Origin of the sequence: Kordia sp. (assembly GCF_050633145.1) — a bacterium.
Lineage (GTDB): Bacteria > Bacteroidota > Bacteroidia > Flavobacteriales > Flavobacteriaceae > Kordia.
In genome coordinates this window covers 34,823-48,477 of the sequence record NZ_JBOEFY010000020.1, presented here as the reverse complement: position 1 = coordinate 48,477, position 13,655 = coordinate 34,823, and the positions used below count along the sequence as shown (strand labels likewise).

The 13,655-nt window shown below is 33.4% G+C and carries 13 protein-coding genes; 7 read left to right on the top strand and 6 right to left on the bottom strand.

Features of this window, described 5'->3' with window-relative positions; genetic code table 11:
• The first annotated feature begins 93 nt into the window (after positions 1-93).
• The 6 genes from ACRBBL_RS10020 (at position 94) to ACRBBL_RS09995 (ending at position 7,818) form a co-directional block, all read left to right on the top strand.
• Positions 94-516: an OsmC family protein gene (locus ACRBBL_RS10020; protein ID WP_431368906.1), complete on the top strand. Its 423-nt coding sequence runs from the start codon at positions 94-96 to the stop codon at positions 514-516.
• A 92-nt stretch (positions 517-608) separates the two neighbouring features.
• The gene (locus ACRBBL_RS10015; protein WP_431368905.1) at positions 609-1,349 is read left to right on the top strand and encodes a protein phosphatase 2C domain-containing protein; all 741 of its coding nucleotides are present in this window, start codon (positions 609-611) and stop codon (positions 1,347-1,349) included.
• A gap of 49 nt (positions 1,350-1,398) precedes the next feature.
• A complete protein-coding gene (recJ, locus tag ACRBBL_RS10010; protein ID WP_431368904.1) occupies positions 1,399-3,087 on the top strand; it encodes a single-stranded-DNA-specific exonuclease RecJ in 1,689 nt (562 codons plus the stop codon).
• A gap of 188 nt (positions 3,088-3,275) precedes the next feature.
• The gene (locus tag ACRBBL_RS10005; RefSeq protein WP_431368903.1) at positions 3,276-5,351 is read left to right on the top strand and encodes a glycoside hydrolase family 97 protein; all 2,076 of its coding nucleotides are present in this window, start codon (positions 3,276-3,278) and stop codon (positions 5,349-5,351) included.
• 84 nt (positions 5,352-5,435) lie between these two features.
• Positions 5,436-6,542, top strand: a complete 1,107-nt coding sequence (locus ACRBBL_RS10000) for an OmpA family protein (protein WP_431368902.1) — start codon at positions 5,436-5,438, stop codon at positions 6,540-6,542.
• A 7-nt stretch (positions 6,543-6,549) separates the two neighbouring features.
• Positions 6,550-7,818 carry an MFS transporter gene (locus ACRBBL_RS09995; RefSeq protein WP_431368901.1) on the top strand — a complete coding sequence of 423 codons (1,269 nt, stop codon included), beginning with the start codon at positions 6,550-6,552 and terminating at the stop codon, positions 7,816-7,818.
• A 5-nt stretch (positions 7,819-7,823) separates the two neighbouring features.
• Here the strand turns inward: ACRBBL_RS09995 and ACRBBL_RS09990 are convergent, their stop codons facing one another.
• Complete coding sequence (locus tag ACRBBL_RS09990; protein ID WP_431368900.1) at positions 7,824-9,146, bottom strand: sulfatase-like hydrolase/transferase; 1,323 nt, start codon at positions 9,144-9,146, stop codon at positions 7,824-7,826.
• 122 nt (positions 9,147-9,268) lie between these two features.
• Here ACRBBL_RS09990 and ACRBBL_RS09985 point away from each other — a divergent pair, with 122 nt between their 5' ends.
• Entirely contained in the window at positions 9,269-9,625 is a 357-nt protein-coding gene (locus tag ACRBBL_RS09985) for a hypothetical protein (protein ID WP_431368899.1), read from the top strand.
• 64 nt (positions 9,626-9,689) lie between these two features.
• Here ACRBBL_RS09985 and ACRBBL_RS09980 read toward each other — a convergent pair whose 3' ends face one another.
• The 5 genes from ACRBBL_RS09980 to ACRBBL_RS09960 form a co-directional block, all read right to left on the bottom strand.
• Positions 9,690-10,577: a mechanosensitive ion channel family protein gene (locus ACRBBL_RS09980; RefSeq protein WP_431368898.1), complete on the bottom strand. Its 888-nt coding sequence runs from the start codon at positions 10,575-10,577 to the stop codon at positions 9,690-9,692.
• A gap of 215 nt (positions 10,578-10,792) precedes the next feature.
• A complete protein-coding gene (locus tag ACRBBL_RS09975) occupies positions 10,793-10,990 on the bottom strand; it encodes an aquaporin (RefSeq protein WP_431369050.1) in 198 nt (65 codons plus the stop codon).
• Positions 10,991-11,002: 12 nt separating this feature from the next.
• Positions 11,003-11,767, bottom strand: coding sequence for a UDP-2,3-diacylglucosamine diphosphatase (locus ACRBBL_RS09970; RefSeq protein WP_431368897.1), 765 nt, complete (start codon positions 11,765-11,767; stop codon positions 11,003-11,005).
• Positions 11,768-11,876: 109 nt separating this feature from the next.
• Complete coding sequence (locus tag ACRBBL_RS09965; protein WP_431368896.1) at positions 11,877-12,326, bottom strand: 6-pyruvoyl trahydropterin synthase family protein; 450 nt, start codon at positions 12,324-12,326, stop codon at positions 11,877-11,879.
• A 111-nt stretch (positions 12,327-12,437) separates the two neighbouring features.
• Positions 12,438-13,628: a hypothetical protein gene (locus ACRBBL_RS09960; protein WP_431368895.1), complete on the bottom strand. Its 1,191-nt coding sequence runs from the start codon at positions 13,626-13,628 to the stop codon at positions 12,438-12,440.
• Positions 13,629-13,655 lie beyond the last annotated feature (27 nt).

The window sequence follows — 13,655 nt, the reverse complement described above, 5'->3', positions numbered from 1 at the left end:
TTATTACTTGTATTTTTGAACTCTTGTTCTATGATATTTTTATCAATCATAGAATGCTAATTTAAGGAATAAAAAACGAAAAAAACTTCAAACATGGCACATAAAGTTACAACGCAGTGGAAAGGAAATATGCTATTTGAATCGGACAATCCGAGTGGACATACGGTTTTAATAGATACTTCGCCAGAAAATGGTGGGAATAACGAAGGATTAGGTCCAAAAGCAATGATGTTATCGTCATTAGCAGGTTGCTCAGGGTTGGATGTAGTTTCAATCATGAACAAGATGAAAGTTACGGTTGATGAGTTTAAAATGGAAGTCGCTGGAGAACTCACAGAAGAACACCCAAAATATTACCATACCGTAACGGTTGATTATCACTTTTATGGCGCAACTTTAGATGAAAAAAAGATTCAACGTGCTGTTGATTTATCAGTAGAAACCTATTGTGGTGTGATGGAAATGTTTCGTCGTTTTGCAAAAGTGGAAATCAATACGTATTTTCACAATTCTTAATTCCGTAGTATAATTTTCCTCAGTTTTATTTAGAAGCAGCATTTCGAAGACATCGAGATGAAGAAAATTGTATTTGGAATTACTATTAACGAATGAAGATATATACAAGTATTCAAAGAGGAGATTTTCATACAAATCATTGTGAAGATGCTCTTGTTTCTACAAAAATTGGAGAAAATAAAGTGCTAATAGCAGTAATGGATGGCTGTTCTATGGGAACAGAAAGTCATTTTGCTTCAACACTTTTTGCAAAGATTCTTAAAAAAATTAGTCAAGAATTATTCTACACAGAATTTTTACATTCACAAGAAGAAACATTACAAAACCAGTTAAAAAATGTAATGAAAACTTTTTTTCTTGAACTGAAAAATATAAAAAATCAACTCAGTCTTGAAACGTTAGAATTGCTAAGTACTCTTATTTTAGGAGTTTATAATGAAACAACGAAAGAAGCAGAAATCATTACAATTGGTGATGGTTTGATTGTTCATAACGGAGATATTACTGAATATGAACAAGGTGACAAACCTGATTACTTAGCCTATCATTTACAAGAAGATTTTACCGTTTGGTATGACAACTTTACTCAAAAAATATCATTGAAAAATGTACAAGATTTGAGTATTATGACGGATGGAATCTATACTTTTAAACGTTTAGGTCAACATACAGATTACGAAGACACATCAAAAATGATTGATTATTTAGCAGTTGATAAAAATGCTACCAATCATGAAGATATGTTGAAAGGAAAAATGATTTTTTTAGAAAAAGAAGAATTGCTAAAACTCATGGATGATTTGGCAATTATTAGAATAACAAACCAAGAATAAAATTAGATTTTGAAACCAAAAACAAAGTAAAAATCTAAACAAAATAACCATGCGCTGGACATTAAAACCAAAACCAGAAACACATAAACTTCAACACCTAATGGAAGTGTTGCAAGTGGATGAAATTGTCGCAACACTTTTATTACAACGTGGAATTGAAACCTTTGAAGCTGCCAAAAGCTTTTTTCGTCCTTCTATAGAACAGATTCATGATCCGTTTTTGATGAAAGATATGGATGTCGCTGTGGCGCGAATTGACAAAGCAATTGCCAACGAAGAAAATATTATGGTGTATGGCGATTATGATGTAGACGGAACAACTTCAGTAGCACTAGTTTCTTCGTATTTAAAGACGATGTATCCAAATATTGCAACGTACATTCCAGATCGTTATGAAGAAGGTTACGGACTGTCGTTTAAAGGAATTGATTATGCTTCCGACAATGATATTTCACTCATTATTACGCTCGATTGCGGAATTAAAGCCATTGATAAAGTAGCATACGCTACCGAAAAAGGAATTGATATTGTGATTTGCGATCATCACCGACCTGGAAACGAATTGCCAAAAGCAGTTGCCGTTTTAGATCCGAAACGAGACGATTGTACGTATCCGTATGATGAATTATGCGGTTGTGGTGTTGGTTTCAAATTGATTCAAGCATTAGGTTCAAAAAGAGGGCAAACTGTGACAGATTTGTTTCCGTATTTAGATTTGGTTGCCACAGCAATTGCAGCCGATATTGTTCCTGTAACAGGGGAAAACAGAACCTTGGCATATTTTGGAATGCAAGTCATTAATTCAGCGCCAAGAGCAGGAATTCAAGCGATTATCAATCAGCTTAAAAAAGATAGTTTAACCATTACTGATGTTGTTTTTGTGATTGCGCCACGAATTAATGCAGCAGGAAGAATTAGTCAAGGATTGCACGCTGTAGAATTGCTTACTGAGAACAATCTTGAAGTTGCCAAACAATACGCAGCGTCTATTGAAGCATTTAATATGGAACGTCGTGAATTGGATCAGGAAATTACCAAAGAAGCGTTCCAACAAATAGAAAAATTAGAAGAACAAGAACGATTTACCACAGTTGTGTACGATGAAAATTGGCATAAAGGCGTGATTGGAATTGTGGCTTCACGTTTGATAGAAACCTATTATCGTCCAACCTTAGTTTTTACGAAAAGTGGCGAAAAGTTAGCTGCTTCCGCACGATCTGTAAAAGGTTTTGATGTGTACAATGCTTTGGAACAGTGCAAAGAACACTTAATTCAGTTTGGTGGACATAAATATGCCGCAGGGTTGACCTTGAAAGAAGAAAACTACCAAGCGTTTAAAGATGCGTTTGAAGAAGTAGTGAAAAATACAATTGATAAAAACCTACTCACACCGGAAATCTTAATTGATACCAAAATTACATTGCGTGAGATTACTCCAAAATTCTATCGAATTCTTAAACAATTTTCACCATTTGGTCCACAAAATATGAGCCCTATTTTTATGAGTACGGAACTAAAAGATACTGGTTGGGCAAAATGTGTTGGCGCAGAAGAAGATCATTTGAAATTATGCGCTGTGCAACGAAGATCACCACGAATTAATGGAATTGGTTTCAATTTAGGTGATAAACTTCCAAAAGTACAAGGTAAAAAACCATTTGATGCGGTGTATTCTATAGATGAAAATACATGGAATGGAGAAACGACGTTGCAATTACGATTACGAGATATTCGGTAGCTAATTTGTTGTTTCGTCAATTTGTTGGTTTTGAAATAAAAGCCGTTTGACCTCGAATACACGAATATTTTTGCTTCTATATAAAGCTAAACGGTCAAATAGGCACAACTTATCAACACGAAAACGGTTGCGTACTTTTTTATTAGGTTGAAAACTTTACTTTTAAAAAGAAATCAATCGTACGTATTATGAAATCCGTTTTTAAAATATTCCTTTTAGTAGGAATTTGTTGTTTTATCTCTTGTACTGAAGAAGTAAAAAATGTTGCTGTTTCTTCACCAAATGAAGCTTTAAATGTTTCTTTTTCCTTGTCGGAAAACGGAACTGCACGGTATAAAGTTTTACACAAAACAAAAACAGTTATCGATACTTCTGCTTTAGGTTTTGAATTGAAAGATGTTGCTCCTTTAGATAGAAATTTTAAAATTGTAAAAACGACTACAAATTCTGTTGATGAAACTTGGAATATGCCTTGGGGCGAACAGGAAACTGTACGCAATCAGTATAACGAACTCACCATAGAACTGCAAGAGAAAGATGCATTACAGCGAAAATTAAACATTGTATTTAAAGTATATGATGATGGAGTTGGTTTTCGTTATGAATTCCCTGAACAAGAACACTTAAAAGAAGTTATTATTACGGATGAAAACACACAATTTCAACTTACAGGCGATCATAAAACTTGGTGGATTCCGGGCGATTGGGATATTTATGAACATTTGTATACAACCTCAAAAGTTTCTAAAATTGATGCGTTAAGTAAAGCAAATCATGGAAGTTTAGCACAAACATATATTCCAGAAAATGCTGTAAATACACCTGTTACCATGCGAACAGCAGCTGGTTTGCACATCAGTATTCATGAAGCGGCATTAATTGATTATTCGGGAATGACACTGAAAGTAGATACTAAAAATTTATCGCTTCAAAGTGAATTGGTAGGTTCTAAACGTACCAATTATAAAGTAAAACGAACCACACCATTTACAACACCTTGGCGAACGATTCAAATTGCGGAAAAAGCAACGGAACTGATTGATTCAAAATTGATTGTAAACTTAAATGAACCTTCAAAATTAAAAGATGTTTCTTGGTTTACGCCAATGAAATATACAGGAATTTGGTGGGAAATGCACTTAGGAAAATCGTCTTGGGACAAAGCTGCAGGAAAACATGGCGCCACTACCGAAAACGCCAAAGCATTTATCGATTTTTCAGCCAAAAACAACATCAAAGGTGTTTTAGTAGAAGGTTGGAATACAGGTTGGGAACATTGGATTGGTTTTGAAGATAGAGAAGGTGTTTTTGATTTTATCACACCTTATGACGATTACGACTTGCAAGAAGTGGTGCGTTATGCAAAAGAAAAAGGAGTGGAAATTATCATGCATCATGAGACTTCGGCAGCAATTGGCACGTACAACAAACAAATGGACAAAGCCTATCAACTCATGAAAGATTTGGGTATTCACTCTGTAAAATCTGGATATGTTGGAAAAATTATCCCGAAAGGAGAATATCATCACGGACAATGGATGGTAAATCATTACAATAATGCAGCAATAAAAGCTGCAGATTATGAAGTTGCGGTTAATGCACATGAACCTATCAAAGCGACAGGTTTGCGTAGAACGTATCCAAATATTATATCAAGAGAAGGTTTGCGCGGACAAGAATTTAATGCCTGGGCAGCTGATGGCGGAAATCCTCCTGAACATTTACCAATTGTAGCGTTTACTAGAATGTTAGCTGGTCCAATAGATTACACGCCTGGAATATTCAATATTAAACTTACTCCTTACAAGGAAAACAATCAAGTCAATACTACGATTGCACAACAATTGGCATTGTATGTTGTGATTTATAGTCCAATTCAAATGGCGGCAGATTTAATAGAAAATTATGAAGGAAACCCAGCCTTGCAATTTATCCGTGATGTTGGTGTGGATTGGAAACAAACTAAAGTTTTGAATGGAGAAATTGGAGATTTTGTGACGATTGCTCGTGAAGAACGAAATACTGGAAACTGGTTCTTAGGAAGTATCACTGATGAAAACGCTCGTGAATTAGCTGTTCCATTAGACTTTTTAGTGCCAAATACTACATACGTTGCAACGATTTATAAAGATGGAAAAGATGCACATTGGAATGATAATCCAACGGCGATTGAGATTCAAACAATGGAAGTTAGTTCGGAAACAAAGTTAAATTTACAATTGGCTGCTGGTGGCGGAACTGCGATTAGTTTTATAAAGAAGTAATAAGAAAGTTTTAGAATCTTGCGTTTTCGTTTGATGGATTGTGAGAATTAAATACTAAGTTGATCGTAAAACCGTTTAGTTGAAATGAAAGGGATTGTACAACTATTTATTCTTATCACGTCTTCACTAATTTTTTCTCAGAATTTAGTCAATAACCCAAGTTTTGAAGAGTGTTTGCATTGTGAACGAACAACAGGACAGCTCAACAATACTATTATTGGTTGGAGCACGCCAAATATAAGTACGACGGATTATTTTAATTATAAAAGTCAAAAAAGTTACAATCATTATAACGGATATCAGAAACCGAGATCGGGAACTGCACTTACAGGTATTTATGTATATACGGAAAGAAATTATCGTGAATACGTTCAAGGAAAGCTAAAAGAAACACTCGAAAAAGGAAAAAAATACACTGTTACGTTTTATGTGAGTTTGGCTGAATTATCTACAAAAGCCACAACCGATATAGATATTCTATTTACGGAAGAGAAACTCAAAAAATGCTTTCATGTTAAACATTGTGAAAAACAGATCAAACCTAAAAAAGCAACGGATAAACAATTTCATAAAGTTGAAATTGATCGTGAACGTTTCTACCGAGAAAAATTAGGTTGGACAAAAATTTCATTCACCTATACAGCTTCAGGATTTGAGAATTATTTTTCTATCGGAAACTTTAATTCGAACCGAAAAACCAACTTGATCAAAATGCAACGGGCACAAGAATACGAATTTGCGTATTATTATATTGACGATATTTCTGTGACTCCTTTTGATGGTGAAGTGATCGTTCAACAAGAAAAACGAAAAGAAAAAACAAACGTTGAAACAGTTATAGCAGCAGATGAAGTGTATACTTTTAAAAATGTGCTGTTTGAGTTTGACAAAGCAATTTTAGTAGAAACTTCTGTAAAAGAATTGGACGAGTTGTATGCATACTTAGAAAAAAGACCTTTACTCTCCATTGAAATCTATGGACATACCGACAATATTGGCACGGAAAGAAGAAATAAAGAATTATCTTTACATCGTGCAAAAGCAGTTTCTGATTACTTAATTTCAAAAGGATTGGAAACCTCAAGAATTACATGGTTTGGCTTTGGAAGTTCAAAACCAATAGTTCCAAATGATACTGAAGCACAACGAAAGAAAAACAGACGTGTAGCATTTAAATTGAATTCAGAATAATACTTTCATGCAAAAACAAGATCCGTACGCAGCTTTGCGATTCAAAGAATTTAATATCTTTTTATTAGTACGATTTTTTCTGGTATTCGGTTGGTCCATGCAGTTTCTAGTGATTGAATGGCAAGTGTATCAAATGACCAAAGATCCGATGTCCTTAGCATATATAGGATTGGCAGAAGCAATTCCTGCGGTTTCAATGGCATTATTGGCAGGTCATATTGTAGATCAGCGTGAAAAACGAAATTTACTATTAATCTGTATTGCTTTATTTTCCATCATAAGTTTAGGATTATTTTTGCTGACATGGCCTGAAATTATTGCAGATTGGTCGCAAAATACCGTTTTATTGTGTATTTATATATTGGTGTTTTTTGGTGGACTTTTACGATCATTTTTTGGACCCACCATCTTTTCGTTGGTGTCATTAATTGTTCCAAAAAAACTATATCCGAATGCCGCAACTTGGAACAGTTCTACTTGGCAGCTTGCAAATGTTTTGGGGAAAACTTTTGCAGGATTTTCCATTTACTGGATTGGTGTGCACTTTTCGTTATGTGTAGTATTTGCAATGGTGGTTTTATCATTTGGACTTTTATTGCTAATTCCGAAGAAACCAATTATGAACCCAAAAATTGGAGAAAGTATTAAGGAAAGTTTAAAAGAAGGAATCAACTTTGTACGCAATGAGCCTTCCATTTTGGGTGCTATAACTTTAGATATGATTGCCGTTTTATTTGGTGGCGCAGTAGCATTATTGCCAATTTTTGCAGCAGATATTTTAGATGTTGGCTCGCTTGGATATGGTTTTTTAAGTGCAGCAACTTCAGTTGGAACTATATTAACAATGTTGATCACAGCATATATTCCGATCACTAAAAATGCGGGAATGAAATTGCTCGCAGCTATTTTTGGATTTGGAGTTTGTATCATCATTTTCGGATTATCTAGCATATTTTGGATATCACTCTTAGCACTGTTTTTTAGTGGTGTAACTGATGGCGTTTCGATGGTCATTCGTCAAACGATATTACAATTGAAAACGCCTGATGAAATGCGTGGACGTGTATCTGCCGTAAATTCTATGTTTGTAGGTTCATCCAATGAATTGGGTGCGTTTGAAAGTGGAGTAGCCGCAAAACTGATGGGAGCTGCAACAGCAGTAGTTTTTGGTGGAACTATGACTTTAATTACTGTAATCACTACGGGAATCGTTTCTCCATCGTTCCGAAAATTAGATTTAACCAAAGACATGGAAGCACATCAAGATGAAGAATAGTTTCTTTATTGTCGTATTTCGTTCAATCTATTGATTAATTCATCTCTCATAGCACTATCAGCAGCACTTAATGGCAGTTGATTTGCATTTAATAAATTCGGATTTTCAAAAGGGTTTGCGCTTAAATTATACAAAGCTTCAATTCCATTAGAAAATAGAATATACTTATGTGTGGCGTTTCTAATCGTATAATCAGATCCAATATCTCTACTTATTTCTGTGTATGCATATTCACGTGTTTCTGTACTTGTCGTAGTTAAGAGTTCTTTAAAGCTTTTACTATCGTTAATTTCTGTAGTTCCAGTGCCTGCAATATCTGCAATTGTTGCAAACAAATCGGTTGTGTTTATGAGTGCGTCTTCAATAGTATTAAATCTACCCACATTTTTTCCAGAAACAATCATCGGAACATTTACGCCACCTTGATATACGCTTCCTTTAGCGCGCTGTGAAATGTATTCTTGTACAACTTGATTCGGCGTACCATTATCTCCAATAAAAATGATAATTGTATTTTCTCTTTCTTCGGCAGACATGGAATTTAGCAAGCGACCAATTTCGGAATCCATTGCTTCTAACATTGCCATATAATACGGAAGCGGATTTGCATCAATACTAGCTTGATCAGTAGGTAAGCTTCCTTGTGAATGCAATTCGTTTGGAGGCAAATGAAAAGGTGTGTGTGGCGCGTTATAGGCTAGCCATAAAAACCAAGGATCGGTCTGATTGGAAACCCAATCAATTGCTAAATCCGTAAATTTTGTAGTCGTATATTCGGTAGAATTTGAAGTTTGTTGATTCTCTGTCAAGTTCCAATTCCAATACGATTGCACGCCGCCAGATATTAAACCTGCATAATAATCAATTCCCATAGCTGTTGGATGTGATGCACTCGAAGATAAATGCCATTTTCCAATCACTGCATTCGAATATTCAGGACTGTTTGTTGTCAAAAATTGTTGCAAAGAGGTTTCTGAAGTAGACAATACATCACCAACATTTAATACATTGGTTCTGAAACCATATTTTCCTGTCAAAATACTAGATCGCGTAGGTGTACATGTCGGATTTGACCATAAATTCGTAAATCGAACGCCACTATTAATCATGTTTTGCAAATTGGGCATGTTTGGTTTTACAGTTCCTATGTCAAAACCAGGTGTAGCATCCAATCCCATGTCATCTGCAATAATCAATAAGATATTCGGTTTGCTAGAAGTTGTAATTGGTGTTGTTTCTGGCGTTTCTGAAACAACTGCATCATCATTCGCGCAAGCAAAACATACTAAAGAAATAAGAGTTATAAGAATGATTTTAGGAATTTTCATAAAGTAAGATTTGTGAGTAAGACCTTTGTTTTAACAAAAGGTTTAAAGTGATTATAATTAACATTGATTTTATTTAGACTAATTATAAATAATTGTATATTTGAAATTTAAAACTGAAAATAATGAGCGATATACGACGAATTTATCACAATGATATTGGAATTGCTTTTCAATGGAAGCAAGATATAGCTAAAAACAAACACAATAAATTTCAAATTATTTTTAGAGATACAGGTTTTTATTTGACGCTTCCGCAGATTGAAAACTTTGCAAAGCTCATTCAGCAAGCTGTATCGCGTGGTTGTTGCTCAGCATGTAAAGCCACTAATAATTGTCGTTCTATATTATTGAAAACTCCAGCTACTATAATAGATTTAGCAGTTTCTGAGAAAGAATTAGTGTCCATTTCCGATTTGATTGAAGGAACTTTGTTTCAAATAAAACTCGATCGGTATTTGAACGATGTGTGTAGTAATTAGATGATGAACTCTTTTGATTTGCGTCAACGATTAATTTCTACATTTTCTATATAAATGATAGTTATTATTCAGTTTTTGTAACAATAGGTTTATCAAAAATATTGACTCCGCCTTTTACACCAAAATCTAATGTAGTGACATTATATGCTAATGAAATATCTTCTTTTTCAAAACGTTTTTTAATACGCGTAATGATTTCGTTCATTGCATTTAAATAATCTTTTTGATGATTGAATTGCACCCAAAAACGAACTTCGAAATTATATGCTGAACTGCTTATTTCGGTAAAGTAAAAATCGATAATTTCATCTTTTAAAACAGCATCTATTTTATCAACTTCTTCTAAAGTAACTTTACGTACTAAATCTAAATCGTCACCATACGACACACCACTTTTAAAAATAACTCGTCTTTTGCTGAAGGTTGAATAATTGGTAAACACATTATTATAAATAAGTTGATTAGGCACAAATACTTCTTGTCCAGAAATAGTTTTAATAGAAGTTGTTATCCAACTAATATCTTTTATTGTACCAAAAACGCCATCTATTTCAACCCAATCACCATCTTTAAATGGACGTTGAACATTTAATAAAAACCCTGCAAAGGCATTAGAAGCAATATCTTTAAAAGCAAATCCTGCAACAATACCAATAATTCCTGCTCCGGCTAGTAACTTCGTTAGAACGCCTTCTAGTCCTAAAACCTCTAAAGCTAAAAAGACACCCGATAATAAAAAGAAAAAGTAAACAACTACTGAAATTATTTTTGCGATATCAGATTGTTTTTTGAAGACTCTTGAATAAAACTTTAAACTAAAATTTCGAAACAGTTTGGCAATAAAATAAAATACTACAATTACCAATAGGGCAAGAATTATTTTTGGTAAATAACCAAATATTGAGTGCTGCCATTTATCTAAAAGAGTTTCGATGTCTTTAAAGCTATTCATTTATTTGCAGTTTGTTTTTAAATTGTTGCCAACGATTTTGTGCATGAAAAGTAGCAGATTAAAAACACCACTTTTTTGGATTGATACTGTCCATAAAATTATGAAATTCAAATTGGTTTAAGTGCTTAAATAACAAATTTTTATATAGGCTATTGCTTAGTAATTTTATTCTGTTTTGTTAAGTCCTTTTCAAACTAGCATTGCTATAATAGCACCTAATGTTGGTACAGAAACATAAGTTTAAGTAATTCACTTGCCAAAACAGCTCCAAGAATTTGAGCAGAAATCTCTTTTTTTATCGTTAACTCTCCAATCATTAATACAATTATAACTGATGGATTTATGTGTGTTCCAGAAATACTTCCGAACATATAAATCATAGCGCTTATTATGATTCCGAATGCCAAAGCTATTCCTAATAAAGTCTAAAGATTCAATTCGAACTTCTTTAAAGAAAGTGTTTTCCCATCAAATTCACCATAGGTATAATAATGAATCCAATCACCCAAATTCACGTAGCGACTTTTGTCGTTGAGGTCAATTTCTAGAGGTAAATGGCGGTGTCCGAATACAAAGTAATCGTAGTGTTTGGTTTCTAATTTACGTTTGCAATATTGTACCAACCATTCATTTTCTTCTCCCAAAAACTTGGCATCTTCATCACCAGAAATCAGTTTGTTTTTTACAGACATGTATTGCCCAAGCTTCATACCAAGATCTGGATGTAACCAACGAAAACACCATTTAAAAAAAGGAAAGGTAAACACCTTTTTCATGCGTTTATACCCTTTGTCTCCAGGACCTAATCCGTCACCGTGACCAATTAAAAAAGTAGTATTGTTAAATGTGAATTCTTGCGGTTTGTGGTATACAGGAATATTGAGTTCTTTCTCAAAATAATCACGCATCCATAAATCATGATTTCCCACAAAAAAGTAAATCGGAATGCCTTTATCGCTCAGATCTGCAAGTTTTCCAAGCACGCGCACAAATCCTTTTGGAACTACGGTTTTATATTCAAACCAAAAATCGAACAAATCGCCCAACAAAAAAATAGCTGCTGCATCGTGCTCAATTTCATTTAGCCATGCTACAAATTTTTTCTCTCTAGGAAAACTAGCTTCCGCAGTTGGTGCGCCTAAGTGATTATCTGAAGAGAAGTATATTTTTTTTCCTTCGGGAATGTTCATGGTGTAAATATAAGAATTCTAGTATTCCTATGAAGCCTGGAACCTTTTTCTATGCAATGTATCGTTTTCATATAAAAAGGTACTCAATCAAGTTGAGTACTACGCTTCGCTAGTTATCACTTGCAAACCATTCTGCGCAAGACGAATCGGTTTCTTGTAAACGAAGTGAAAATAGTTGAATGTTTTCTGGAAGTCTGCTTTTTATTTTCGCAGCAAAATCAATCACCATGTTTTCACTTGTGGGTTGATAATCTGCCAAAATTACATTGTGTCCTTCACCACGCATAGTTAATGCTAAGGATTTATGTGGTGTGTTTTGGTTGAATACAATGGCATGATCAAATACATCAACAACTTCTTCTTTGACAATTTTTTTCAGATCGCTAAAATCAATTACCATTCCCCATTTTACATTGGTATTGTCTGTAATAGGAGTTCCAATCACGGTTACGGAGAGTTTATAACTATGTCCGTGTACGTTTTTACATTTCCCGTCATAACCGTATAAAGCATGACCAGTTTCAAAATTAAATTGCTTTGTAATGCGAATTTTGCTCATTTTCATTTTCAATTAATGTGCAAAGATAGGATATTTTGTTTGTAGCGCTTAGCTTTTGGCTGTTTGCTCTTAGCTTTTTGGAAAAATTTAATGATTAGCAGCTTTTTTAGTTTATTTCAATGATTCAAAATACGCTTCTGGGATTTGTTCTTTTACATTTTTAAATGGAAAGTCAATGTCTTCTATTGGAGATTCTTCAAAAGATAAAAAATGTGGAATTGAAATGTTTTGAATCACCTTTTTTGTATATAATCTTCTAACAATTACTTTTTTTTCTTCATCTAATTGCTTGTAAGTTGTGTTGTATTTTTGCTTGGTAATGCTATCATAGATTTTTAGGTATTTACTATTAACAATGTCGTTAAACTTTAAATAATGTTTGTAATCTGACTTTAAATCAAATAATGTAATCAATGTTTTGTTTTGAGAGATTGCTTGCTGAATTTTAGAAGAAAACATACCATAACTACAATTCTCTTTTTGATAATAAAATTCATTCTGAATTAAAAAAGCAAAAACTATTTTTTCAGGCTGTATATCTTTTGTGGGATATATTGAAAAATCTCTTAGCATTGTTGGTTGAAAAACATCGCCATTTATTTTTTGATCGTAATTTGGATTGAAAATATATGAAAGAATTTGTTTTTGTTGAGAGGAAATAGATTTTATAGAATTGGTAGATATTTTATAATCAGTAGAATTCACAGTGTATAAAGTTCTAGCATTTACTCTTGATAACTCCAAGAAAAATTTTTCTAGATCTCTTGTGGATGTATTTTTATCACATATAAATAATGTATGAGCAGGATCATATGTTCCGCCACGACAAGTATTATAAGAGGAAACAAAGGACTTAATATTTAAAAAAGAACCATATCTATCATTTAGTAAAAATGCATATTCGGTAGTGTTTGGTTTTTTACCATAGGATATATAATAAATATTCGCATCTGGATCAATTTCAACATTACTTTCAGATTTAATATTTGGCAGCTGTATCTCTATAGGTGAATAGATAGTGTCTTTTTGATAAAGGTTTTGATTAAAAATTAAAGAATCCTTGAAAATAGAAGTGGGATAAGTTTGTCCAGCAAAGCGTATATTGTTGTTTTTAATTTTTATAGGAAAAGAATTCCAATGACTACCAAGTTTACTTAAATAGATACTGTCTGCGTCTATCTTTAAATAAATAGGAGTTGAACCACTATAACCATAAATACTCCAAACTCCATAATATTGTTCCTTGTTAGAACATGAAAATAGTATAGCAAAAACGATACAACTTAAAATGATTTTCTTCATGGGAATACGGTTAGCTTCCGATAAAGT